The sequence below is a fragment of the Croceitalea sp. MTPC6 genome, assembly GCF_036985525.1.
In the GTDB taxonomy this organism is placed as follows: Bacteria; Bacteroidota; Bacteroidia; order Flavobacteriales; family Flavobacteriaceae; genus Croceitalea.
The window spans coordinates 37,266-63,317 of record NZ_BTGR01000012.1; the positions used below are offsets into that span (position 1 = coordinate 37,266).

Genomic DNA, 26,052 nt, shown 5'->3' on the forward strand with positions numbered 1-26,052 from the left:
CTTATAAATTTTTAAGCGCGGACTTAATAATGTCCTCAACGCTCAGCGAGGAATCCTGAGAAAGTATTCTTTCCACAACTTTTTCAGACTGTCTTCTTGTATAACCAAGAACCTCTAAAGCAGATAACGCTTCTTCTTTGGTTGTATTGTTTGATTGTAGTGAAACTTCATCAATATCGTAGACTTTTAAAATCTTGTCCTTAAGGTCTAAAATAACTCGTTGTGCAGTCTTTGCGCCAATGCCCTTTATTGCTTGTATTGTCGCAACATCTCCACTTGCAATTGCGTCCCTAACTTGGGTAGGGTCTAAAGAGGATAACATGGTTCTTGCCGTACTTGCTCCAATACCGGAAACCGACAACAATAACCTGAAAATTTCCCGTTCAGATTTGTCCGAAAAGCCAAAAAGCGTATGGGAATCTTCTTTTACCTGCAGATGGGTATATAATTGAACGCTTTCATCTGATGGGAGAAGTGAAAAGGTATGCAAAGAAATATTTAAAAAATATCCAACTCCATTACATTCAACCACAACATAGGTTGGGTTCTTTTCAACTAATTTTCCTTTTAAATGGGTAATCATATAGTTTGGTATCGGTTCTAAATTCTAAATGGGATTATTTACCCATTTTAGCTTTCTTCCTTTTTTCACGTTCTTGGGCATCAATCACTGCGACAGCAGCCATATTTACCATCTCATCCACACTCGCCCCCAATTGTAAAATATGGGCAGATTTTTTAAGTCCAATCATTATAGGTCCTATGGAATCGGCATTATTGAGACCTTTTAGTAATTTGTAATTGATATTGGCGGAATCAAGATTTGGAAAAATCAATGTATTCACCTTTCTGCCCGCTAACTTTGAAAACGGAAAGTTATTATGACATAATTCTTGGCTTAAAGCAAAATCCGTTTGAATTTCTCCATCGACTACCAAACTTGGATTTCTGTCATGAAGAATTTTAACTGCATCCCTAACTTTTTGGGCCTGCTTATGGTTGGATGAGCCAAAATTAGTGTAGGACAGCATAGCTACGACCGGATCAAATCCAAAAGTAGAAGCTACATTAGCGGTCATTTGAGCTATTTCTGCTAATTCTTCTGCGTTGGGATCAATATTTATAGAGGTATCCGCTAAGAACAATGGTCCCCTTTCCGTAATCATAATATTGACTGTTGATGCTTTGGTAACACCACTAGCCCTTCCTAGAACTTCAAAAACAGGCTTTAGAACCTTAGGATAAGCTCTTGAGTAGCCAGAAATCATACCATCTGCATCTCCTTCAACCAACATCATTGAACCAAAATAGTTACGCTTACCCATGTTCACTTTTGCACTATATCTTGTTTCGCCTTTACGCTTTCGCATTTGCCACAACTTGTCTGCATACATTGTCCTAACCGTTTTGGACTCTTCAGAACGTGGGTCAATTATGGTAACATCAGCATCAAACTCTAATTCTTTTTTATGTTTGTTGATGATATCTTTATCCCCTAAAAGAATTGGAACAGCGATACCTTCTTCGTGAACTATTTGTGCGGCTTTTAAAACGTCCATCAACTCAGCTTCGGCAAAAACAATGCGCTTTGGGTTCACCTTAGCTCGGTTATGAAGCATTCTAACCACTTTATTATCATTTCCAGATCGCAACAGTAATTCTTCTTCGTATTTCTCCCAATCTGCAATTGGGTTTTTTGCAACCCCACTTTCCATTGCAGCTTTGGCCACAGCAGGTGGTATTTTGGCTATTAATCTGGGGTCAAATGGTTTAGGGATTATATAATCTTTCCCAAAGGTTAATCTTGTGGTATCATAGGTGATGTTAACCTGTTCCGGCACAGGTTCTTTGGTTAAATCTGCCAAAGCACGCACTGCAGCCATTTTCATCTCCTCATTAATTTTAGTGGCCCTAACGTCAAGTGCTCCGCGAAAAATAAAAGGAAAGCCAAGAACATTATTTACCTGATTAGGATGGTCAGAGCGTCCAGTGGCCATGATTATATCATCCCTAGTTTTGCAGGCAACACTATATTCAATCTCTGGGTCCGGATTGGCCATTGCAAATACAATCGGCTTTTTTGCCATTGATTTTAGCATATTTGGAGAGACGATATCCGCCATGGATAGACCTATAAAAACATCGGCATCCTTCATTGCCTCTTCAAGGGTATTTATATTTCTATCTGATGCAAACTCGGCCTTTTGAGAAGTGAGGTTATCCCTATCTTTTCTGATAACACCTTTGCTGTCCAACATTACAATATTCTCAGCCTTAGCTCCAAAGGCCTTATATAGTCTAGTACAAGATATTGCTGCTGCTCCTGCTCCGCTAACAACAATTTTAACCTTTTCCATTTTTTTCCCCGTAAGCTCTATAGCATTTAAAAGAGCAGCAGCAGAAATTATTGCCGTACCATGCTGATCATCATGCATAACAGGGATATCCAATTCCTCTTTCAGCCTTCGCTCAATTTCAAAAGCCTCAGGTGCTTTGATATCTTCAAGATTGATACCTCCAAAAGTTGGTGCAATAGTCTTTACAGTCTCCACGAACTTATCTACATCCTCTGTATCCAACTCGATATCTATTCCATCAATATCAGCAAAAATCTTGAAGAGCAAACTTTTTCCCTCCATTACTGGTTTAGAAGCTTCAGGACCAATATTTCCCAAACCCAAAACTGCTGTACCATTGGAGATTACGGCAACTACGTTGCCTTTTGCAGTGTATTTGTAAACATCATCTTTATTTTTTTCTATCTCTAGACAAGGTTCGGCTACCCCAGGAGAGTAAGCAAGAGCTAAATCACGTTGCGTAGCGTAAGGCTTTGTAGGTACTACCTTTATTTTTCCTGGTTTAGGCTTAGCATGATAAACCAATGCTTCGCGACGCTGCTTTTCTTTACTCATAATTTAAGTTTGGAGTGGGTAAATTTAAGTGTATTCTACATAAATTGTCCATAAAATTTGAAAGGAAAATTTTTAAATGCCTAGAATATCGTAAACGTATCCAAAAGTTAGTCACTTGTCTTTGTAACATTCAGTCGTGTTGCTAAAATTGCCGAAATCACAAAGAATACTCCTGCAAAAAGAATGGCATTTACGGCATTACCCCCTAGCAAATACTTATAAATGGGTCCAAAGGTCAATGTCTCTATTCCCATAGGTATTACAATCATCATATTCAATATGCCCATATACACACCTCTTCTTTCCTGCGGAACAACTTTGGAGACCATAGTGTAGGGAATACCCATCATAGCTGCCCAACCAATACCAAATAACACCATAGGCGCCAGTACTAGCCAAGTATCATCAATAAAAGGAATAGCAAATAATGCCAATGCCGTGCCAACTAGGCTTATAGCATACACTTTTTTACCTCCATATTTAAGGGTCAAAGGCACTAGAGCCAATGCAACTACCATTGTAACGACATTATATGTAGTGCTCATCTTGGCAGATTGGGCTGCAGCTTCCGATGTGGAAAAGTCCATTGTCAGCTTAAAAAGCGGTGTGATGTATTGCCAATAAATAAACAGGGCATACCATTGAAATAAATATACAGCTCCTATCTTCCACATAAATTTTGGCATCTCCTTAATAGCTTTTCCTATCTCGGCAAACGGCTTGCCTATTCTTTTTCCCAATGGCAAGCTTTTATCATGGTTTATTTCTGCCAATTCTTCTTCTGAAGGTGGTATTTCCGGTGTTTTTAATACCGACCAAAGTATTGTGGTAATAGACAGGATTCCTCCTATGTAGAAGGAGTAATACAACCATTGCGGTATTGATCCAGCAGTTTCTACAGAATCATCACCAAATAGGTATTGAAAAAGAATGATTGAGCCGTTGGCCAACAGAATACCAGCTCCAACGAAAAGGCTTTGCATTTGGTACCCAAGGCTTAACTGCTTTTCTGGTAGTTTATCCCCAACAAAAGCCCTATAAGGTTCCATGGCCATGTTATTACCAACATCCAAAATCCAAAGTAGACCAACAGCAAACCATAATACGGGACTTGTGGGAAACGCAAATAAACATAGACTACCTAGAATTGCACCGATTAAAAAGTAAGGTTTACGTCTTCCCCAACGAGGAGACCAGGTCTTGTCCGACATAGCCCCTATTATTGGTTGTACAACCAGACCAGTTACTGGCCCTGCTATATTTAAAATAGGCAACATTTCTTCTGGAGCCCCAAGATATAGGAATATAGGGTTTATCGCCGTTTGTTGTAAGCCAAAACTATATTGAATTCCTAAAAATCCAACATTCATATTGAATATCTGCCAGAAGCTTAATTGTGGTTTGTTAATTTTCATAGTTGGTCTGGATTAAATATAAAATAGAGGACTACTATCCTTTATCAATATATCCTTTGAATATACTACAATCTTTAAAGTTTTGATAGATTTTTATTTTGAAAAAAGAGAATTTGACAACGAAAACGTTTTCGAAAGACAGCGATTATTTTAAAAAATCAATATTTCGCTTTAGACCTTGAAACTTAGTACGTTTAACCGCCGATTTTTTAAATACTTTTTTAAAAACATCCTCTGTAATCTCTTCCCAATCTTTTTTTGTCATAGAGACTAATTCTGGATGCGGATTAAATAAGGGTTCTTGATGAGGTTTTGAAAAACGGTTCCAAGGGCATACATCTTGGCACACATCACAACCAAAAGCCCAATCATCAAATTTTCCTTTGAATTCGGTTGGGATTTCATTTTTAAGTTCAATGGTAAAATAAGAAATACATTTACTACCATCTACCACATATGGTTCCACAATAGCTTCAGTTGGGCAAGCATCAATACACGCGGTACAGGTACCGCAATGGTCGGTTACCGGGCTATCATATTCCAGTTCCAAATCAACAATCAATTCAGCAATAAAATAAAATGACCCTACTTGTTGGGTCAACAAATTACTATGCTTCCCAATCCATCCTAATCCGCTTTTAGCAGCCCATGTCTTATCCAAAACCGGTGCGGAATCTACAAAGGCCCTACCATTAATCTCACCAATCTCCTCTTGAATAAAATACAATAAGCTTTTTAGCTTGTCTTTTATTACAAAATGATAATCAGTACCATAAGCGTATTTTGAGATTTTATAGGACTCAGGGTTTTGCTTTTCAGATGGATAATAATTCAGCAAAAGGGAAATAACCGATTTTGAACCTTCTACTAGTTTGGTGGGATTTAAGCGTTTATCAAAATGGTTTTCCATATACCCCATCTCGCCATGCATATTTTTATTGAGCCATTTTTCCAATCTTGGAGCCTCCTCTTCCAAAAATTCTGCTTTGGAAATTCCACAAGACAAAAAACCGAGGCGCTTGGCTTCGGTTTTAATAAGTTCTGTATTTTTTTGTTTTGAGTTCAATTAAAACAGTCCTCCTTGCGTGTTTCCTTTTATTCTTCCCAAATGTTTATACGCCAGTTCGGTTACTTCTCGACCCCGTGGAGTACGCATAATAAAACCTTGCTGAATTAAAAAAGGCTCATAAACCTCTTCTATGGTTTCCGCACTTTCAGAAACAGCTGTTGCTAAAGTGGTAATTCCAACAGGTCCACCTTTAAATTTATCTATGATTGTAGTCAAAATTTTATTGTCCATTTCATCCAACCCATGGGCATCTACATTCAATGCTTTCAGACTAAACTTAGAAATATCCATGTCGATACTTCCATTGCCTTTAATTTGCGCAAAGTCCCGCACTCTACGTAAAAGTGCATTACATATTCTTGGCGTTCCCCTACTTCTCCCCGCTATTTCAATTGCTGCTTCGTTTGTAATTGGCACTCGTAAAATATCTGCGCTGCGTTCCACAATTGTAGACAACAATTCTGTATCGTAGTATTGTAATCTACTTTGGATACCAAAACGGGCACGCATAGGTGCCGTTAACAGACCTGAACGAGTTGTGGCTCCAATCAATGTAAACGGACTTAAATTAATCTGAACCGTGCGGGCATTTGGTCCAGTTTCAATCATAATATCAATCTTATAGTCTTCCATAGCAGAATACAGGTACTCCTCTACTATTGGACTTAATCGATGGATTTCATCAATAAAAAGGACATCACGCTCTTCTAAATTGGTCAATAATCCAGCTAAATCCCCCGGTTTATCTAAAACTGGTCCTGATGTAATCTTTATTCCAACCCCTAATTCATTGGCCAAAATATGCGCTAGGGTAGTTTTACCCAAACCTGGTGGACCGTGAAAGAGGGTATGATCCAATGCCTCATCACGTTGATTGGCAGCTTGCACAAAAATCTTTAAGTTTTCCAGCACCTGTTCTTGACCTGTAAAATCATCAAAAGTGATTGGCCGCAATGCCCGTTCTATATCTAGTTCCTCTTGGGAAAAATTATTGGATGTAGGATCAAGATTATCATTCATACCTAACAAATATAAAGCAATTACATTATAAGATTTTCAAATACAAAACCAATTAGTGCTATGACTAATTATTGTATTTTCATACTATGGATACAGCTAACTACAGTAATGGTATTTTACCTTACATTCCTTTCTTTTATGTGATTTGGTCAGATGATTTATTATCAGCTTCTGAAATTGAAGTGGTAAAAACAGCTATAGCCAAAGATGGGAGTTTAGAAGAATCAGATAAAAAGAAACTCTCTTTTTGGTTAGATAAAACGAATCCTCCAGAAGATTCCGAAATAAAAAAATGGCAGCATTTGATAACAACAAGTAATGCCAAGCTTATAGAAAGTGAAGCGTTTCCACTGGAAGGCTTTTCCAGAAGAGTAGCCAATTTCTATTGTGATGCTTGCAGTGCCAATGAGCAATTAAAGGCCATTGAACTTAACTTAGGCATACAGCCTAATCATTACAACCATCTTTTTAATGTTGAAGTTATCCAACAACCTTATTCCAATTATTATGATGGAAAAGAAATTGACTCTTTATTAAATGAAAAGTTCAAAAAAGAAATAGGAGAATTTAGAGGTTTTTTAAAGAACGATTTGTTCAAATTTGAAGCTGAGCGAAATAAAGAAAAACATCGCGATAAAGTATTACAGCAAGTAAAATTTTTAGCATCCAAAGGTCATGGTGCGCTCGCATATCCCAAAAACTATGGAGGTGTCGGTAGTATTGAGAATTATGCTTCAATTTTTGAACACCTAATGTTCGTGGATGGGAGTCTTGCCGTAAAGTTTGGGGTGCAATTTGGTCTCTTTGGGGGCAGTATTCATAGCTTGGGCAGTAAACGGCATCATGACCAATATTTAAAGCAAACGGGAGAAGCTAATTTGTTGGGTTGTTTTGCCATGACAGAAACTGGGCATGGCAGCAATGTGCGTGGTATTAAAACAACCGCCACTTATGTTCATAAAGACAAAAGCCTAGTTATTCACACACCTGGGAAGAATGATAATAAAGAATACATTGGTAATGCACTACATTCAAAAATGGCCAGTGTTTTCGCGCAGCTAATTGTTGGTGGCAAGAACAGGGGTGTGCATGCAGTTTTAGTTCCCTTACGAGATGAAAATCATAAAGAACTGGAAGGAATAACCATAGAAGATAATGGATATAAATTGGGGCTCAATGGTGTGGACAATGGGAAAATTTGGTTCAATCAAGTTAAAGTTCCTGTAGAAAACTTATTGGACAAATATGGAAGGATTGACTCTGATGGCAACTATAAATCTGAAATCAAAAATCCTAACAAACGTTTTTTCACTATGCTGGGAACTTTGGTCGGTGGCCGTATTTGTGTTGCCAAAGGGGCTCTTGCTGGGGCTAAAATGGCACTAGCTATAGCTATAAAACATGCATTACAGCGAAGACAGTTTAATGATTCTCTCAAGGTCCAAGAAGATTTATTGATGGATTATCCAACTCATCAACTACGATTAATTCCTAAGATTGCGACAAGCTATGTCTATCATATTGTTTTGCAACGCGCTATGGAAAATTATGCTCAGAACACCTCAGATGATAAACGCAAAATCGAAACTCAAGTAGCTGGATTAAAAGCTTGTATAACTTGGTTTGCTACTGAAGCCATACAGGAATGTAGGGAAGCTTGCGGTGGTAAAGGCTATTTATTGGAAAACAGAATTGCGGACTTAAAGAACGATGTCGATATTTTCACCACTTTTGAAGGGGACAATACTGTGCTTCTTCAATTAGCAGCAAAAGGAGTGCTATCAGATTTTAAATCTGAACTTAATGCAGGCGGTTTTGTAAGTGTTCTCAAATTATTACGAACTCGTTTTTCAGATAAATTGGCCACAATAAATCCAGCCTATTCAAACAAGGTTGATAAAGCTCATCTATATAATCCAAAGTTTCATCTTCACGCTTTAGATTTTAGATTAAGAAGGCTTACCGATACTGCAGCAATGCGCATTAGAGGATATATTAAAAAAGGAGTCCCAAGTTATCAGGCTTTCTTAAAAGTACAGACCCATTTATTAGAAGTTGGTAAAGCCTATAGTGAAGTTTTGGCGATAAAATGGTACTATGAGTTTGTAGCACAACTTCCAGAAGGAAAATACAAAGACCTTATGCATAAACTTGGAGCGTTGCATGGCTTAAGCAAAATTAGAGAGAGTGCAACATGGTACTTGGAGCAAGGTTATTTAAGCGGTACAAAATCAAAAGCAATAAGACAACGGATTGAAAGGCTCAGTACTGAGCTAAGACCTCATACGAATTCCCTTGTTGATGGCTTTGGAATTCCAGAACATATACTTACTGCACCAATAGCTAATTAATTTTCCTTTTTGATAAGTTGCGAGGTATCCAAAAATTCTAGAATTGTAATTTTTGGTTCTCCGTAAAGATATGTTTTAGAGTTATCCCTAGACTTAAGCTCCAATTCCCTAAAGGCATTTATGCGAACACTTGCAGATTCCTCTACTTGAATTTTTGCCGTGCCAGCTTCTAATCTCTGACCAACAAACTTGGTGTTATTATACATTTTCAAGCTTAGCGTATCTGTTGTTCCTTCAATATCTAGCGAAGCCGTGTTAAGTAGCTCTATACTTTTGGCACTGCTAACAGAATAGATACTTGCATCTGACCTATGCTTTAAGCTCACATTCAAAGAATCTACATCTAAGTTAAAATCACCTTCACTCGTATCTTCCATATTTAAATTTGCTATAAAAGCACTTGCCTTTAAATTCAGTTTAGATGGACCAAAAGTATTCACATAAAGATTGTCAGTGGATAGTACATCCATTACCATAATTTTACCATCTCGCTGTGTTATGGCCTTTAGCTCATTGTAGTTAACTGTAATTTCTAATTTCTTTTTGGAGGTGATGTCATAGAAAGTGGAAATAACTAATGTGCTATCCTCTACCTTAAATTTTAGAACATCTATTAAATTATCGTCAGCAGTAATCTCATAACCTTCTCCAAAAGACTTTTTTAATTGAATGTCCAGATTATCATTTAACTCAACTGCATTAAATGCAGGAAGGTCTTCCCTGACCTCAGTGACAGACCGGTTACCTTTAATTTTTGGTTTGCGTTGTGCAATAGATAAAAATGGAATACAAAGGATAAATAGGAAAATTAATTTTTTCATCTTTTGAATTTTTTATAAAATTTTTTCTTGTTATAGAAAGAAAAATCTATGCCAAATTAACTAAATAAAAAACCCAACTCTAAAAAGTTGGGTTTTTTATGATATTTCTGTGTAGAAGAGGATTAATGATTCATCTCTTCTTCACCGTCTTGTAATGGGATATGTTGCGGCACAAAGTCTTGCCCCTCTATAATGTATTCACCATTTTCATAAGTTTTACTGTAGTCATAGGCCCATCTATGTACTTCAGGAATTGGACCGTCCCAGTTACCGTGTATGTGCTCCACTTCAGCTGTCCATTCCAAAGTGTTTGAATTCCAAGGATTCTTTGGTCCTTTCTTTCCATAGAATATACTTCTAACAAAATTGTAAACGAATACTAACTGGGCTGCACCTGCAATCAGCGCAAATACGGTCATTAAAACTTGAACATCTGTTAGCTCATCAAACATAGGGAATGCCGTATTCTCATAATATCTACGTGGGACACCAGCCATACCAACAAAGTGCATTGGGAAGAAAACCCCATAAGCACATATTGCAGTTACCCAAAAGTGCACATATCCTAAATTTTTATTCATCATGCGTCCTTGGAACATTTTAGGGAACCAATGGTAAACACCAGCAAAGAGTCCGTATAATGCGGAAATACCCATCACTAAATGGAAGTGAGCTACCACAAAGTAGGTATCATGAACATTTATGTCCAAAGCACTATCCCCAAGAATAATACCTGTTAATCCACCAGTAATGAACGTAGACACCAACGCGATAGAAAACAGCATTGCCGGATTGAGCTGTAAGTTACCTTTCCAGAGCGTAGTTATATAATTAAATGCCTTTACCGCAGATGGTATTGCAATCAATAGCGTTGTAAATGTAAATACCGAACCTAAGAATGGATTCATACCAGAAATAAACATATGGTGACCCCAAACGATAGTTGATAAAAATGCAATTGCCAGTATTGAAGCAACCATGGCACGATAACCGAAAATTGGTTTTCTAGCATTAGTTGACATTACTTCAGAAGTAATACCTAAAGCAGGTAACAAAACAATATAAACTTCGGGGTGTCCCAAGAACCAAAATAAATGTTCAAAAAGTACTGGAGAACCTCCTTGGTAATGTAAAACTTCACCTTGAATAAAGATATCCGATAAGAAGAATGAAGTACCAAAACTTCTATCCATTATCAACAATAAAGCCGCAGATAATAATACCGGGAATGATATTACCCCAATAATAGCTGTTACAAAAAATGCCCATATCGTCAATGGAAGTCTTGTCATTGACATCCCTTTAGTTCGCAAGTTGATTACGGTAACTATATAATTTAATGATCCTAAAAGTGATGATGCAATAAAAATTGCCATTGAGACCAACCATAAAGTCATACCCATACCTGATCCTGGTTGCGCCATGGGTAAGGCACTTAACGGTGGATAAATAGTCCAACCTGCTGCTGCTGGTCCTGCTTCTACAAATAAAGAGATGACCATAATTACGGCAGATACAAAGAACATCCAAAAAGAAAGCATGTTCAAGAAACCGGAAGCCATATCACGTGCACCAATCTGTAGTGGAATAAGTAAATTACTAAAAGTACCACTTAAGCCTGCTGTTAGCACGAAGAATACCATAATGGTACCATGCATAGTAATTAATGCCAAATAAACATCAGCATCCATAACACCTTCAGGAGCCCATTTACCTAGTAGCGCCTCAAATACTGAGAAAGATTCCCCAGGCCATGCCAATTGCATTCTAAATAACAAAGACATTGCAATACCGATGAAGCCCATAATCAAAACACCAGTGATAAGATATTGCTTAGCAATCATCTTATGGTCTTGACTAAAGATATATTTAGTTATGAAAGTCTCTTTATGATGATGTCCATGATCATCGTGACCGTGATCGTCAACATGTGCGTTTGCTACTGCAGACATAATCGAATAATTTTTAATTTATAAATTTCTTTTTCTAGCCTTTCTATTGTACCGGTAAAACGGTTTCTGCAAATGTTTTTTGACCTTCCATCCATGCATTGTATTCCTCTTCGGTCTCAACAATAATCTTCATCTGCATATTATAATGTGATGTGCCACATATCTTATTACAAAGTAAAATGTAATCAAACTCCCATGGGTCAGAATTAGGCTCCCCGGCAGCAGCTTTTTCCGCTCTTATTACATTTGTCCTTTTAACTTTATCAACCACCTCAGGATTTAATCTCATTTGTTCCGTAGTAATTGTTGGTGTAAACGAAAACTCAGTTATCATTCCTGGAACACAGTTCATCTGTGCTCTAAAATGAGGCATATAAGCTGAATGCAACACATCCTGTGAACGCATCTTAAAGTTTACTTTACGACCAATAGGTAAATGCAATTCTTTAACAATGATATCATCCGTGGCATTAGGGTCTGCCTCATCCAGACCTAATACATTAGCCCTGTCAATATCAATTAAGCGAACACTGGCATCTCCCAAAACATTATCCTCACCACCATACCTTGCCGTCCAATTAAATTGTTGTGCATATAGCTCTACAATCAAGGGGTCGTCTTCATCATTTACTTCCATTATGGTTGTCCATGAATACAGCCCCCATATAATTAATCCTGCCAAAACAATTACAGGAATAATTGTCCATATAAATTCCAATCTGTCATTATCTGCATAGAACAGTGCTTTTTTACCTTCCTCACCTCTATACTTGTATCCAAAATAATGAAGTAATGCTTGTGTAATAGTTTGTACAAAAAAGATTACCGCAAAAGATACCCACATTAAATTATCATAGCCTTGTCCGTGTGCAGATGCCGCTTCAGGCAATAAAAACTTAGAGTATTTAGCAAAGCTAAAAATGGTAATGCCATAAATGAAAATCAAAAATCCAAAAAGCAGATAACCTTGATTTTTATTATCAGTATCATTCGCTATCTGAGCTGTTGAAGCATCAGCTCTCAACTGTGACAATTCAAAGATTTTACCCATTTGCCAGATTGCAATGGCAACTAAAACTAGAACTGTTAATATTAATAATGTTGTCATTCTTTAATTACTTTCTCTTTCGATTTTTAGTAATGGAAATGTCTACTTTCCTCTATAAATGGATTACTTTTTGGTGTCAATTCCTCTTTGGTCAAAGCATTGAAAACCCAGAAAATAAATAATCCAGCAAAAAATAATATCCCTCCAATCTCAGGAACACCTAGATGCCAGTTTTCACCAACAGTTGCAGGCATCACCATATTGAATACATCCATATAATGTCCAAATAGGATTATTATACCGGCCATAACAACAAACCAGTTAACCCTTTTATAATCGCTATTCATTAAGACTAACAATGGAAATATAAAATTCATTGCCAGCATACCAAAGAATGGTAATTTATAGTCTTCGATACGCGTCACAAAATAGGTGACTTCTTCAGGGATGTTAGCATACCATATCAGCATAAACTGACTAAACCATAAATAGGTCCAGAAAATACTGATTCCAAACATGAATTTTGCTAAATCATGGATATGACTATCATTTACTTCTGGCAAATACCCTTTAGATTTAAGGTAAATAGTAATTAATGCGATAGTGGTTATTCCCGAAACGAACATACTAGCAAAAACGTACCACCCAAATAAAGTACTAAACCAATGTGGGTCCAAACTCATAATCCAATCCCAAGACATCATAGATTCTGAGATAAGATAGAATACCAAGAATGCTGCTGATATTCTAAAATTCAGCTTGAATTTAGAGTTGTCTGTAGCTGTGTCTTGCTCCAGTGATAATTTTCTAGAATACTGTCTGTAAGCAATCCAACCACCTAAAAAGATAGCAGCCCTAATCAAAAAGAAAGTAGGGTTCAAATATCCTTTTTTACCTTGTAATAATTTATCATGCTCAACCACACTAGCATCCATCCATGTAAACATATGGTTCATATGCAATGTAGACAGTACCAATATTACAAATACTATAATTCCGCCTGGTACAATATAAGCGGTGATTCCTTCCATCACCCTAAACAAAAGTGGTGACCACCCAGCTTGTGCAGCTCTTTGGATTGCATAAAAGGCCAGTACTCCCAATGAAATCATAAAGAAAAAGAATGCAGCTACATATAATGCAGACCATGGTCTGTTCTGTAATTGGTGCAATAAATGTTCATCATGTGAAGCATCATGCCCTTCTTCATGAGCTTCTGCAGTACTATGACTATCCGTTTTAGCCGTATGACCTGATTTTTCCATATAATCAGCTTCGTGCTCGGTACCATGGGAAGCTACTTCTCCATGGCCACCATGACCATCTCCGTGAGCAGCAGCCATCATTTCTTTTGCTTCTTCAACTGTGCTCGGTGCACTCAAAAATCCTGAGGCCAAACAAATAAAGCCAACTACCATTAATACAATGGAACCAATTTTTAATCTATTTGAAAACGTGTACTTCATTATAGTTTTCTTATTTTGAAAGGTCTCCTTTTAATTTCATAACGTATTCAGCCACTTGCCAAAGTTCTTTTTCACTACTTATCTGTGAAGCATAAGAACCCATAGAATTTAAGCCATAATACATTGTATGATAGGTACTCCCTACAGTGATATTTCTTGCCACATCATCATAACTAGGAACACCTAATATTTTTTCTTGTTTAACCAACCAACCTTGTCCATCACCTTTGACTCCATGGCATATTGCGCAATAAATAGCGTATAATTCCGCTCCTTTTGCCATATTCTCTCCTGTATTTAGAGAATCTAAAGGACTTGCCATTGCCCTGGCCAATTCTTTGCCTTCAGGTGAATTGTCATATTCGAAAGGCAACCAGTTTCTTGAAATTGTATTAGCTGGTGGAAGCATTGCTTCTGTCCCTTCTGGAAACAAGCCGTTTTCAACTCCAGCATAAGTCTCATATCCTACAGCCTCATACATATTTGGCATATATTGATAATTAGGTGAATTCTTGTCTGCACAAGAAGCCACACCAGCGACTAGTAGTATTGCAAAAACTATTTTTACGAATTGCTTCATGCTATTCATCCTTTTCTGTAACCGTTACTTCAATTGCTCCAGTGTTAAGCAATAAATCTTTTAATTCTTTTTCGTTGTTGTGAACCCCAACTTCCATCAAAAAATGTGCATCTGTTGTCCTTTTATCTGGGTTTTCCGCTTTTTTGAAAGGCCACATTCTACTTCTTAAATAAAATGTGATCACCATTAAGTGCGCAGCAAAAAACACGGTCAACTCAAACATGATAGGCACAAAAGCTGGCATGTTTTCCAAATAACTAAAACTTGGCTTACCACCAATATCTTGTGGCCAATCTTGAATCATAATATAATTCATCATCACAATGGCAACCGTTAGGCCCAAACAACCATACATAAATGAAGTAATGGCAATGCGTGTATCTTCTAAGCCCATAGCCTTGTCTAGACCATGTACTGGGAATGGCGTATATACTTCTTCTATATGATGATGAGCTGCACGAACTTCTTTGACAGCATGCATCAATATGTCATCGTCATTGTAAACTGCGTGTATAACTTTTGATGCCATAATTATTTTTTATCGTTTAATAGTCTAGCCTGTCCAGCCCAATCGTCTCGTTGCGCACGACCTGGGAATTTTTCAGTGATAGAATCTAATAAATTATACTCTTTTTCTGTCATTCTCCCTACCTGAGCAAAAGTAAATATGCCAATACCATTTAGAACGCGTTCCATTTCAGGACCTACTCCTTTTATTTTCTTTAAATCATCTGCAGATTCTTTGGTGGCATCAAAAGTGCCTATAGAACCTAGTAGTTCGTTAACTCCTGTCTTGTCACCAACTGTAGGAACCACTTCACCCATCAATACATCATCGGTTATAGGTTCTTTCTCTATCGTTTTTCCTCTTTTTGGCATTTCATATAAAGGCTTTCCAGCTTCCCTCAATTTCTTATATTTAGAACCGGAAGATTTTAAGATTGATTTTACTTCAGCCTGTGCAATAACAGGAAACGTTCTAGAGTATAGCAAAAACAATACAAAGAAGAACCCTATCGTACCTATGAATATTCCAATATCTACAAATGTTGGTGAGAACATGGTCCATGAAGATGGAAGGTAATCTCTATGCAAAGAGGTTACGATAATTACAAAGCGCTCAAACCACATTCCAATGTTTACCACAATAGAAATGAAAAACGAGAACATAATACTTGTTCGTAATTTCTTGAACCACATAAACTGTGGGGAGAACACATTACAGGTCATCATTGCCCAGTATGCCCACCAGTAAGGACCTGTCGCACGATTTAAGAATGCATATTGTTCATATTCAACTCCAGAATACCATGCCACAAAAAGCTCAGTTATGTAAGCACAACCTACGATAGAGCCTGTAATCATGATTACAATATTCATTAGCTCAATATGCTGTACTGTAATATAGTCTTCTAAACTACATACTTTACGCATGATGATTAGAAGTGTATTCACCATGGCAAAACCAGAAAAAATCGCACCAGCAACAAAATAGGGTGGGAAAATAGTGGTATGCCAACCTGGAATTACGGAAGTTGCGAAGTCAAATGACACAATTGTGTGAACTGAAAGTACCAATGGCGTAGCCAATCCAGCCAAAACCAAGGAAACTTCTTCAAAACGCTGCCAATCTTTTGCACGCCCTGTCCAACCAAAACTTAATAGACTATATATTTTCTTTTGGAATGGTTTTATCGCTCTATCCCTAATCATTGCAAAATCAGGAAGCAATCCTGTCCACCAGAATACCAATGAAACCGATAGATACGTTGAAATTGCAAATACATCCCAAAGCAAAGGTGAGTTAAAGTTTACCCACAATGAACCAAACTGGTTTGGAATTGGTAATACCCAATACGCCAACCATGGTCTACCCATGTGGATAATAGGGAAAAGCCCTGCTTGGATTACAGAGAAAATCGTCATCGCCTCAGCAGAACGGTTAATCGCCATTCTCCATTTTTGACGGAATAATAGTAGTACTGCTGAAATCAAGGTCCCCGCGTGACCAATACCTACCCACCAAACAAAGTTGGTAATATCCCAAGCCCAGTTTACAGTTCGGTTTAATCCCCAAACTCCAATACCGGTAGAAATGGTATAAATGATACAACCGATACCCCAAAGAAACGCCACTAACGCAATGGAAAAAACAATCCACCACTGTTTATTGGCTTTTCCCTCCACTGGGCGAGCAATATCAACAGATACATCGTGATAGCTTTTATCGCCAAGTACTAGGGGTTTTCGTATAGGTGCTTCATAATGCGACGCCATAATCTCTATTCTAGTTTCTTGCTTATTCTTTGGTTATGCTTCGTTGTTGTTTCTCACTTTTACATGATAGAACACATTTGGTTTTGTCCCCACATGCTCTAACAAGTGATACATTCTATCATCTTCTTTCAACTCGGCTACTTTACTTTCTTTATTGTTGATGTCCCCAAATACGATTGCCCCACTACTACATGCAGAAGAACAAGCGGTCTGGAACTCGTTATCTTTAACTTCTCGCCCATCCCGTTTGGCATCCAAAATAGTCTTCTGTGTCATTTGGATACACATAGAACATTTCTCCATCACCCCTCTAGAACGTACGTTGACATCAGGATTAATTACCATCTTTCCTAAATCGTTATTCATATGGTAATCAAACTCATCATTATTGTTATATAAGAACCAATTAAATCGTCTTACTTTGTAAGGGCAGTTGTTTGCACAATATCTCGTACCCACACATCTGTTATATGCCATATGATTTTGGCCTTGACGGCTGTGCGCCGTTGCAGCTACTGGACAAACAGTCTCACATGGAGCATGATTACAGTGCTGGCACATTACAGGTTGGAATGCCACCTGCGGATTTGCTGATGGATTCTCCATCTCTCCAAAACCACCCAAAGAACCATTATCTCCCCAAAGTCCGTCCAGATTATCTTTCTTCTCATTATCCCCTTCAAAAGTTTCCTCTGAAGAATAATACCTGTCTATTCGCAACCAGTGCATATCACGTGAGCGACGAACTTCTTCTTTACCAACTACAGGCACATTATTCTCTGCATGGCATGCTATTACACAAGCACCACAACCGGTACAGGCATTTAAATCTATTGACAAATTGAAATGATGCCCAATAGAACGGTCAAATTCTGCCCATAAATCCACGGAAGTAGCTGGTACTTCTTGGTGGTCCAAAGAAACTTCTGGTACTGGATTCCACTCATGATGGTCTTTTGTATTGAATATCTCTAAAGTAGTCTCTTTGATAATGTCTCCACGACCCATTAAGGTATTGTGCAACTGAACACAAGCAAACTCGTGAGTACCTTCAGCCTTAGAAATTGAAACAGATTGTACGTTATTAAAATCCTTATATAATTGAAATGCATTGACACCGGTCTGCATTTCTTCCTTCATTCCAGCACTCTTTCCATAACCAAAAGACAATCCTACGGTTCCTTTTGCTTGACCTGGTTGAATAATTACAGGTACATTTTCTACAACGATTCCATCTACAGTAACATTTGCGTAACCACCATCCAATCCACCATTTGCTACATTGTAATTCTCCAATTGCAATGCCTCAGCATCAGCTTTGGAAACGGTAAGATAGTTATCCCAAGAAACCCTTGAAATTGGATCAGGAAACTCTTGCAACCACGGGTTATTAGATTGTTTACCATCACCCATTCCCACTTTGGAATATAATAACAACTCCATATCGTCAGAAGTGGTATTTGCCAAACTTCTGATTGCAGATGCAATTGGAACAATGTTAGAAGTGTTTTCATCTTCTTCAACTGAGGGAGCAGCAACAACTACATTCTCTTCAACCTCAGAAACCATTTTTGGCATAGAGAAAACACCATCTTGCAATGTTTTATTCCAGCTGGCTCCGTTCAAAATTGAACCGGTCCAGTTCTCCTTAATATAATCGTAATACGTTTTATCACTACCCATCCATGTCAATAAACAAGACTGAAATTGTCTAGTATCAAACAATTCGCGAATGGTAGGCTGCATTAAAGCAAAATGTCCTTTTTTCATTTCAAGGTCACCCCAAGATTCTAAATAATGAGACGCTGCAGCTACATTACCAACAGCTTGCGCAGTTTCATCATTGTTAAAAGAACAACTGACTGTTAACGACACTTTAGCCAATCCTTCTACAAAATCAGAGGAGTTTGGTAGAGAATAAACTGGGTTCACCCCATCAATAAGTACAGCTCCAACACGACCCGCTTTCATATCAGCTATCAATCTATTGACTTTGGCTGTACTTCCTTGACGAATATATTTTGGGCTTTCTGTATCGAAAGCCTCACTTTGTAATAATTTATTGATGGCCAAAACTACAGTTTGGGCATTTTCATCATTCAAACCACAAACCACAACGGCCTTACTACCTGCTTTTCTTACCTCTTTTGCAATTTGAGCAACAACAGCATCTATATCTGAACTTCCTCCGGCAACATTGCTACCATTAAGCTTTCCATATAGTTTTGCCAAAGCCACTTTTACCTCAGATGGTTTCATGGGCACACGTCTGTCTGCATTTGCTCCTGTCAAAGACATATTTGACTCCAAATGTATGTGACGGGACATTTTACCGTGATGTGGCACTTTCATTTTAGCATAGCCAGAGTCATAGCCGCCTCCTTGCCAATCTGCAAGAAAATCTGCAGCAAAAGAAACAATAAGCTCCGCTTTCTCAAAGTGATAATCAGCTAAAGCTCTTTCCCCGTAAGCTGCTTCAAAAGCATTTAGCGCTGCATCTTCAGATATGGCATCATAGACTACATGGTTTACGTTACCATATGCAGCAGTAAATTCTTCGATTATTTTTTTTGTTGAAGGACTTGCATAGGTCTGAGTCAATAAGGCAATTTGCTTTCCTGAATTCTTGGCAGCAGTAAGGCCTCCTTTAACCCTATTGTCTAAATCTTCCCAAGAAATATCTTCTCCATTTGCACTAGGTCCTTGAACACGAGTACTATCATATAAAGACAAAACGGAAGCATTAACCCTCGCGTTTGCTCCACCGTTTGTTTTAGCTCTGTCGTTATTTTCAATCTTGATTGGGCGACCTTCACGTGTTTTAACCAAAATACTGGCAAAATCAAACCCGTCCGCAATGGCAGTAGCATAATAATTAGCAACGCCAGGAACAATGTTTTCCGGCTGCACTACATATGGGAGTGACTTGTGCACTGGTCCTTCACAAGCAGCTAACGAAGCTGCCGCTGTACTAAAGCCCACATATTTTAAGAAATCCCTTCTATTGGTAGATGTTCCAGACAATGTTTCTTTATCGCCCAAAAACTCATCAACAGGAATTTGCTCTGTAAATTCGTTCTGTTTTAGCGTCTCAACAATGGAATCGTTCGGATTCAACTCCGCTTCACTTTTCCAATATTTCTTGTTTGATGCCATATGCTTTATGAAATAACTTCTTTTTATTAATAGTGGCACTTACCACATTCTAAACCACCCATTTGAGCTGCCGTCAATTTCTCAACACCATATTTCTTTGAAAGCTCTTCATGGATTTTGGAATAATATTCGTTGTCAGCTATCTGAACCTCAGTCTCTCTATGACAGTTGATACACCAACCCATTGTTAACGGTGAATACTGATACATAATTTCCATCTCCTCAACTGGTCCATGACAAGTCTGACATTCTATTTTACCAACCATTACGTGTTGCGAGTGGTTGAAATAAGCGAAATCAGGCAGATTATGAATCCTAACCCATTCCACTGGCTGTGATTCTCCTGTATATTGTTGGTTTTCTTCATCCCATCCAACAGCTTTATACAACCTCTTTATTTCCTTAGTGTAGAATTCATTGGTATAGCCATTCGCTAAATCTTCAGCACTTGGCCCTTCAGCAGTCCCTTTATACTCATAAATTGACTTATGGCAATTCATACAAACGTTTAAAGAAGGAATACCAGAATGTTTTGAAACTCTAGAAGAAGAGTGGCAATATTGACATTCAATCTTATTAACCCCAGCATGTATTTTGTGAGAATAATGAATTGGTTGTACTGGAGCATATCCTTGGTCGATACCAATCTGAGACATCCAACTATATGCAAAATATGCACTACCTAACAGAAATACTATTACTGTACAAAATATTAAAAACTGGTTTTGAGCAAAAGCTTTCCAAATTGGTGTTCTTTTCTCTGCTTCTTCTTTTACAACTTGAACGCCATTCGCCTCAGCGATTTTGCGAAGCGTATTGTTTACCAAAAACAACATTATAACAAGCAAGCCAAAGACCAGAGCCAGTGCACCGAGAATAATTTCATTTGAAACTCCACTCCCTGTGGATTCACCACCACCTCCAGCAGGAGTAACAGCAACTTTTGGAGTAGGTGCTGGGGCTGCGGTGTAAGCTAAAATATTATCAATATCTTCATTGGATAATGTTGGGAAAGCAGTCATCGCTGACTGATTGTACTCATTGTAAATTTTATTGGCATAGGAGTCTCCAGAAGCAATAACACCAGCACTATTCTTAATCCATTTATACAACCACTCTTTATCTAAACCTTCTTCCTCAGCCAATCTAGTTTCAACATTAGCTAAAGCAGGACCAGTCATTTTTCTATTTAAGGCATGACACGCCGCACAGTTCTGATTGAACAATTGCTTTCCTTTTACAGGGTCACCTCCCAAATCGGTAGCAGCCTCTTCGGCAGGTGCAGCTTCTGCAGCGACATCTTCTTGTGAATATGTTGAAAATGAAATTAGTTGGAGAACTAATAGTAGACTAAGACTGAAAAAATTAGAAAATTGAACGCGGTTTAAAACCTTTCTCATGTTGTTATAATTGCTGTCAAAATTCTGGCACGATATTTCCTACTGATACTATGAGAGTTAGCTTTACCGTGCTCCAAATTGGATACAAAAATACGACACAGCTAGGTTTTTTAAAATGTTAAGGGATTTATAATATCTAATTTATAAACATTCTAAATAAAGCTGTTCCGTTTTGTTTAAAAGAGAAAAAATTACATTTGTATTCTAAGTACTATTAGAACAACATTCTAGATATGAGAACCCTTCTATTCACTATACTTTTATTTGGTTTTTCCCTTTTTTGCTTTGGTCAAGAAGGAACCATTACCATCGAACAAGATCCAAAGATTGAGCAGCTAGTTGAAATTTATAAATCTGCCAATAACAATTCTGGCTACTACCAGATACAAGTTGGATTTGGTGGTCATCGTGAAGCCCAAAACCTTAAATCCAATGTTGACATAGATTTTCCAGGATGGTATTCTAAAATTGATTTTAAAGAACCAACTTATCGTGTAAGACTTGGAAAGTTTAAGACTAAAATGGAAGCACAACGCAGGCTCATTGAGGTAAGGAAAAAATATCCAAACGCATTCTTGTTACCCCAAAAAATAAATACTTAAGCCTAGAGCTTTTTCTTAACAGCTACCTCTTGGAAAGCTTCTACAATGTCTTCTTCTTTGATGTCATTGTAATTCTTGATTTGCAACCCACAATCATACCCTTTGGCAACTTCCTTAACGTCATCTTTAAAACGTTTTAGTGAAGCCAATTCACCTGTAAAAATCACTACTCCATCACGTATCAATCGGATTTGAGAGTTTCTAAAGATTTTACCACTCGTAACCATACATCCGGCAATAGTACCAATCTTAGAAATTTTGAAAGTCTCCCTAATTTCTGCCGTACCAGTAATCTCTTCCTTGATTTCAGGTGAAAGCATTCCTTCCATGGCATCCTTCAAGTCATTGATGGCTGCATAGATAATGGAATACATTCTGATGTCAATTTCTTCTTTATCTGCGATTTCACGAGCGTTACCCATTGGTCGCACATTAAATCCAATAATAATTGCATCAGAAGCACTAGCTAACAATACATCTGATTCCGTAATAGCACCAACACCTTTATGAATGATGTTTACCTGAATTTCGTCTGTAGATAGTTTTTGGAAAGAATCCGTTAACGCCTCAACAGAACCATCAACATCACCTTTTAATATTATGTTCAACTCTTGGAAATCACCTAACGCAATACGTCTGCCTATTTCATCAAGAGTAATATGTCTTTGCGTTCTAACTGACTGCTCACGTTGTAACTGAGAACGTTTAGTAGCTATTTGCTTTGCCTCACGCTCATCGTCCAACACGTTAAATTTATCACCTGCCTGTGGAGCTCCATCTAACCCTAAAATAGAAACAGGAGTAGCTGGTCCAGCTTTTTTAATGGTTTTACCACGCTCATCTTGCATAGCTTTCACCTTACCACTGGTAGTCCCCGCCAAAACATAGTCCCCTACTTTTAGCGTACCTGCTTGTACCAAAATTGTGGAGACATATCCGCGACCTTTATCCAAGAAAGCTTCTACAACAGTACCTGTGGCCAACTTATCTGGGTTTGCTTTCAATTCAAGTAGTTCTGCCTCAAGCAATACCTTTTCCAATAACTCTTTTACACCCTGTCCAGTCTTCGCTGAAATATCATGAGATTGGATTTTTCCACCCCAATCCTCGACCAATAGGTTCATCTGCGCAAGACCTTCTTTAATCTTGTCAGGGTTTGCAGTTTGCTTATCGACTTTATTGATTGCAAAAACGATAGGAACACCAGCTGCCTGAGCATGACTGATTGCCTCTTTTGTTTGTGGCATGATATCATCATCAGCCGCAACAACAATAATTGCTATATCCGTAACCTGAGCACCCCTAGCACGCATCGCCGTAAAAGCCTCGTGACCCGGAGTATCCAAGAACGCTATTTTTTGTCCATTCTCTAAAGTAACACCATAAGCTCCAATATGCTGAGTGATACCTCCACTTTCACCCGCGATTACATTTTCTTCTCGAATGTAATCCAACAGTGATGTTTTACCATGGTCTACGTGACCCATTACAGTTACAATAGGTGCGCGTTCTTTTAAATCTTCTGGCTTATCCTCATCTATCTCGATAGCCTCTTCTATTTCAGCAGTAACAAACTCTACTTCATATCCAAATTCTTCGGCAACAATAGTAAGGGTCTCGGCATCCAGTCTTTGATTCATTGTAACCATCATACCCAAAGACATACACGCAGATATAATGTCTGTAGTGGATACATCCATCATTGTGGCCATTTCGTTGGCTGTAACAAACTCTGTTACTTTTAATAGCTTACTTTCTAATTCTTGCTGCTCAAGATCTTTTTCTGTCTGTTGACGGTGTTGATCTCTTTTATCCCTTCTATACTTGGCGCCTTTACCTTTATTCGATTTACCTTGAAGTTTCTCCAAAGTTTCACGAACCTGTTTTTGTACTTCTTCTTCTGTGGGCTCAACTTTTGGAGCTCCAGATCTTTGTCCTCTAGCACGATTAGCCGCTGGTCCAGTTCCTTTTTGCCTTGGAGTGCCACCTGTATTCTTATTGCTTACAATACGCCTTCTACGCTTTTTGCGATCTGAAGCAGCATCTGTCTTTTTAGATTCTTCTTTTTTCTTTTTGGGCTTTTCAAATTTGGTCAAGTCAATTTTGTCGCCTGTAATCTTGGGTCCAGATAATTTTTTGTACTGAGTTTCTATTGCTTCTGGCTCTGCGTCTTCTTCGGTTTTTTCAACCTCAACATCTTTAGGGGAATCTTCTTTCTTAACCTTTTTGGAAACCTCTTTTTTAGCAACAGGCTCCACTTTCACTTCTTTTGGAGCTTCTTCTGTTTTTGGAGCAGTAGGTTCTGGAGTTTTCTCTTCAACTACAGGCTTTTTATCTAAATCGATCTTACCAACCTTTTTAGGACCGGAAAGTTCTGCTTTTGCTTTTATAACTTCACCCGAAGCAGCCTGCCTCTTTTCTCTTGCTAGTCTACGCTCTTCTTGTTCACGTTCCAACTGCATTCTAAGCTCTTCCTTCTCTTTCTGCTTTTCTTCAGCTACTTCTTTTGAAGCTACTTTTTTACTCTTATCTGTTTGAAATTCATCCAACAGCACTTGATATACTTCATCCGTGATTTTAGTTGTTGGTCTTGCCTCAACATCATGTCCTTGCGATGTTAAATAATCAACAGCTCTATCCAATGAAATATTCAATTCCCTTAGAACTTTATTTAATCTTATTGTTGGATTTCCTCCCATAAATAGTTTCCTATTCCTTTATAATTCGTGCAAATATAATCTAATCTTCAAACTCTGATTTAAGAATACGTACCACTTCTGCTACAGTCTCTTCTTCCAAATCTGTACGCTTTACCAAATCAGCTGCATCTTGCTCTAACACACTGCGTGCAGTGTCCAGACCAATTTTCTTAAATTCTTCAATAATCCAAGCATCGATTTCATCAGAAAACTCAGTTAATTCTACATCTTCCTCAACACCTTCTCTAAATACATCTATCTCATAACCAGTTAATTGTCCAGCCAATCGAATATTATGACCACCACGACCAATAGCTTTGGATACCTCTTCTGGCTTTAAGTAAACCTGTGCCGTCATCTTCTCATCGTTCAGCTTCACTGAGGTTACGCGAGCAGGACTTAATGCTCTTGTTACCATTAACTGAGGATTACCTGTCCAGTTGATAACATCTATATTTTCATTTCCAAGTTCACGAACAATACCGTGGATTCTAGAACCTTTCATACCAACACACGCACCTACTGGGTCAATTCTGTCATCATAAGAATCAACTGCCACTTTTGCTTTTTCACCAGGAATTCTAACGGCTTTCTTAATCGTAATCAAACCATCGAAAACCTCTGGAATTTCTTGAAAGAACAATTGCTCTAAAAATTTTGGAGCAGTTCTGGACATAATAATTGCAGGCTTATTCCCCTTTAACTCTACGCTTTCGATTATTCCCCTAACGTTATCCCCTTTTCTAAAGAAATCAGATGGAATCTGCTTGTCTTTAGGCATAATAATTTCGTTTCCTTCATCGTCCAATAAAATAATTGCTTTATGACGGATATGGTGAACCTCAGCAGTATAGATTTCACCTTCTAAATCTTTAAATTGCTTATAAATTGTTGTATTGTCGTGCTCATGAATTTTAGAAATTAAATTCTGGCGCAAAGCTAAAATTGCACGCCTCCCTAAATCCATCAGTTTCACCTCTTCCGAAACATCTTCACCAACCTCAAAATCTGGCTCAATTTTTCTTGCTTCGGTCAGCGATATTTCCTCGTTTGGCTCTTCAACCTCACCATCTTCAACCACAATACGGTTTCTCCAAATTTCTAAATCCCCTTTATCTGGGTTAATGATGATATCAAAATTATCATCTGAACCGAATTTCTTTTTTAATGCATTTCGGAATACATCTTCCAAAATTGCCATTAACGTTACTCTGTCAATAAACTTATCATCCTTAAACTCCGAGAAGGATTCAATAAGCGCCATGTTTTCCATTGTGGTCTACA

The 26,052-nt window shown here is 37.9% G+C and carries 18 protein-coding genes; 2 read left to right on the plus strand and 16 right to left on the minus strand.

Annotated features, from left to right (window positions below; translation table 11 throughout):
- Window position 1: 1 nt before the first annotated feature.
- The 5 genes from ruvA to ruvB all read right to left on the minus strand — a co-directional run bounded on the left by ruvA (window position 2) and on the right by ruvB (window position 6,416).
- Complete coding sequence (ruvA, locus tag AACP56_RS16700) at window positions 2-583, minus strand: Holliday junction branch migration protein RuvA (RefSeq protein ID WP_339338589.1); 582 nt, start codon at window positions 581-583, stop codon at window positions 2-4.
- 34 nt (window positions 584-617) lie between these two features.
- Window positions 618-2,912: an NADP-dependent malic enzyme gene (locus AACP56_RS16705; RefSeq protein ID WP_339338591.1), complete on the minus strand. Its 2,295-nt coding sequence runs from the start codon at window positions 2,910-2,912 to the stop codon at window positions 618-620.
- A 107-nt stretch (window positions 2,913-3,019) separates the two neighbouring features.
- Complete coding sequence (locus tag AACP56_RS16710; RefSeq protein ID WP_339338593.1) at window positions 3,020-4,327, minus strand: MFS transporter; 1,308 nt, start codon at window positions 4,325-4,327, stop codon at window positions 3,020-3,022.
- A 145-nt stretch (window positions 4,328-4,472) separates the two neighbouring features.
- Window positions 4,473-5,393, minus strand: a complete 921-nt coding sequence (queG, locus tag AACP56_RS16715) for a tRNA epoxyqueuosine(34) reductase QueG (RefSeq protein WP_339338595.1) — start codon at window positions 5,391-5,393, stop codon at window positions 4,473-4,475.
- Window positions 5,394-6,416 (minus strand): Holliday junction branch migration DNA helicase RuvB, encoded by a 1,023-nt coding sequence (gene ruvB, locus AACP56_RS16720; RefSeq protein ID WP_339338597.1) that lies wholly within the window; start codon window positions 6,414-6,416, stop codon window positions 5,394-5,396.
- A gap of 86 nt (window positions 6,417-6,502) precedes the next feature.
- Between ruvB and AACP56_RS16725 the strand changes: the two genes are divergently transcribed.
- Window positions 6,503-8,767: an acyl-CoA dehydrogenase family protein gene (locus tag AACP56_RS16725; protein WP_339338599.1), complete on the plus strand. Its 2,265-nt coding sequence runs from the start codon at window positions 6,503-6,505 to the stop codon at window positions 8,765-8,767.
- Here AACP56_RS16725 and AACP56_RS16730 read toward each other — a convergent pair.
- From AACP56_RS16730 to AACP56_RS16770, 9 genes are all read right to left on the minus strand, one after another.
- On the minus strand, window positions 8,764-9,588 hold the full coding sequence (locus AACP56_RS16730; RefSeq protein ID WP_339338601.1) for a GIN domain-containing protein: 825 nt from the start codon (window positions 9,586-9,588) through the stop codon (window positions 8,764-8,766). The genes AACP56_RS16725 and AACP56_RS16730 overlap by 4 nt on opposite strands.
- A 122-nt stretch (window positions 9,589-9,710) precedes the next feature.
- On the minus strand, window positions 9,711-11,540 hold the full coding sequence (locus tag AACP56_RS16735; protein WP_339338603.1) for a cytochrome c oxidase subunit I: 1,830 nt from the start codon (window positions 11,538-11,540) through the stop codon (window positions 9,711-9,713).
- A 43-nt stretch (window positions 11,541-11,583) separates the two neighbouring features.
- The gene (locus AACP56_RS16740; RefSeq protein ID WP_339338605.1) at window positions 11,584-12,648 is read right to left on the minus strand and encodes a cytochrome c oxidase subunit II; all 1,065 of its coding nucleotides are present in this window, start codon (window positions 12,646-12,648) and stop codon (window positions 11,584-11,586) included.
- Between the two features lie 26 nt (window positions 12,649-12,674).
- A complete protein-coding gene (locus tag AACP56_RS16745; protein WP_339338607.1) occupies window positions 12,675-14,054 on the minus strand; it encodes a quinol:cytochrome C oxidoreductase in 1,380 nt (459 codons plus the stop codon).
- 10 nt (window positions 14,055-14,064) lie between these two features.
- Window positions 14,065-14,634 carry a c-type cytochrome gene (locus AACP56_RS16750; protein WP_339338609.1) on the minus strand — a complete coding sequence of 190 codons (570 nt, stop codon included), beginning with the start codon at window positions 14,632-14,634 and terminating at the stop codon, window positions 14,065-14,067.
- Between the two features lies 1 nt (window position 14,635).
- Window positions 14,636-15,163, minus strand: a complete 528-nt coding sequence (locus AACP56_RS16755; RefSeq protein ID WP_339338611.1) for a DUF3341 domain-containing protein — start codon at window positions 15,161-15,163, stop codon at window positions 14,636-14,638.
- Between the two features lie 2 nt (window positions 15,164-15,165).
- Window positions 15,166-16,911 (minus strand): NrfD/PsrC family molybdoenzyme membrane anchor subunit, encoded by a 1,746-nt coding sequence (gene nrfD / locus AACP56_RS16760; RefSeq protein ID WP_339338613.1) that lies wholly within the window; start codon window positions 16,909-16,911, stop codon window positions 15,166-15,168.
- Window positions 16,912-16,944: 33 nt separating this feature from the next.
- Window positions 16,945-20,067, minus strand: a complete 3,123-nt coding sequence (locus tag AACP56_RS16765) for a TAT-variant-translocated molybdopterin oxidoreductase (RefSeq protein WP_339338615.1) — start codon at window positions 20,065-20,067, stop codon at window positions 16,945-16,947.
- 26 nt (window positions 20,068-20,093) lie between these two features.
- Window positions 20,094-21,467: a c-type cytochrome gene (locus tag AACP56_RS16770; RefSeq protein ID WP_339338617.1), complete on the minus strand. Its 1,374-nt coding sequence runs from the start codon at window positions 21,465-21,467 to the stop codon at window positions 20,094-20,096.
- 233 nt (window positions 21,468-21,700) lie between these two features.
- Between AACP56_RS16770 and AACP56_RS16775 the strand changes: the two genes are divergently transcribed.
- On the plus strand, window positions 21,701-22,069 hold the full coding sequence (locus AACP56_RS16775) for an SPOR domain-containing protein (RefSeq protein ID WP_339338631.1): 369 nt from the start codon (window positions 21,701-21,703) through the stop codon (window positions 22,067-22,069).
- Between the two features lie 2 nt (window positions 22,070-22,071).
- On the opposite strand, the gene infB is transcribed toward AACP56_RS16775, so the two are convergent.
- Together infB and nusA are read right to left on the minus strand one after the other, a co-directional pair.
- On the minus strand, window positions 22,072-24,768 hold the full coding sequence (infB, locus tag AACP56_RS16780; protein WP_339338633.1) for a translation initiation factor IF-2: 2,697 nt from the start codon (window positions 24,766-24,768) through the stop codon (window positions 22,072-22,074).
- 40 nt (window positions 24,769-24,808) lie between these two features.
- A complete protein-coding gene (gene nusA, locus AACP56_RS16785) occupies window positions 24,809-26,041 on the minus strand; it encodes a transcription termination factor NusA (RefSeq protein ID WP_339338635.1) in 1,233 nt (410 codons plus the stop codon).
- Between the last annotated feature and the right edge of the window lie 11 nt (window positions 26,042-26,052).

What these genes read in the sequence shown, in the direction of transcription:
- ruvA (WP_339338589.1), bottom strand. Translation starts at nt 583, where the DNA reads ATGATTACCCATTTAAAAGGAAAATTAGTTGAAAAGAACCCAACCTAT.
- AACP56_RS16705 (WP_339338591.1), bottom strand. Translation starts at nt 2,912, where the DNA reads ATGAGTAAAGAAAAGCAGCGTCGCGAAGCATTGGTTTATCATGCTAAG.
- AACP56_RS16710 (WP_339338593.1), bottom strand. Translation starts at nt 4,327, where the DNA reads ATGAAAATTAACAAACCACAATTAAGCTTCTGGCAGATATTCAATATG.
- ruvB (WP_339338597.1), bottom strand. Translation starts at nt 6,416, where the DNA reads ATGAATGATAATCTTGATCCTACATCCAATAATTTTTCCCAAGAGGAA.
- AACP56_RS16725 (WP_339338599.1), top strand. Translation starts at nt 6,503, where the DNA reads ATGGATACAGCTAACTACAGTAATGGTATTTTACCTTACATTCCTTTC.
- AACP56_RS16730 (WP_339338601.1), bottom strand. Translation starts at nt 9,588, where the DNA reads ATGAAAAAATTAATTTTCCTATTTATCCTTTGTATTCCATTTTTATCT.
- AACP56_RS16735 (WP_339338603.1), bottom strand. Translation starts at nt 11,540, where the DNA reads ATGTCTGCAGTAGCAAACGCACATGTTGACGATCACGGTCACGATGAT.
- AACP56_RS16740 (WP_339338605.1), bottom strand. Translation starts at nt 12,648, where the DNA reads ATGACAACATTATTAATATTAACAGTTCTAGTTTTAGTTGCCATTGCA.
- AACP56_RS16745 (WP_339338607.1), bottom strand. Translation starts at nt 14,054, where the DNA reads ATGAAGTACACGTTTTCAAATAGATTAAAAATTGGTTCCATTGTATTA.
- AACP56_RS16750 (WP_339338609.1), bottom strand. Translation starts at nt 14,634, where the DNA reads ATGAAGCAATTCGTAAAAATAGTTTTTGCAATACTACTAGTCGCTGGT.
- AACP56_RS16755 (WP_339338611.1), bottom strand. Translation starts at nt 15,163, where the DNA reads ATGGCATCAAAAGTTATACACGCAGTTTACAATGACGATGACATATTG.
- nrfD (WP_339338613.1), bottom strand. Translation starts at nt 16,911, where the DNA reads ATGGCGTCGCATTATGAAGCACCTATACGAAAACCCCTAGTACTTGGC.
- AACP56_RS16765 (WP_339338615.1), bottom strand. Translation starts at nt 20,067, where the DNA reads ATGGCATCAAACAAGAAATATTGGAAAAGTGAAGCGGAGTTGAATCCG.
- AACP56_RS16770 (WP_339338617.1), bottom strand. Translation starts at nt 21,467, where the DNA reads ATGAGAAAGGTTTTAAACCGCGTTCAATTTTCTAATTTTTTCAGTCTT.
- AACP56_RS16775 (WP_339338631.1), top strand. Translation starts at nt 21,701, where the DNA reads ATGAGAACCCTTCTATTCACTATACTTTTATTTGGTTTTTCCCTTTTT.
- infB (WP_339338633.1), bottom strand. Translation starts at nt 24,768, where the DNA reads ATGGGAGGAAATCCAACAATAAGATTAAATAAAGTTCTAAGGGAATTG.
- nusA (WP_339338635.1), bottom strand. Translation starts at nt 26,041, where the DNA reads ATGGAAAACATGGCGCTTATTGAATCCTTCTCGGAGTTTAAGGATGAT.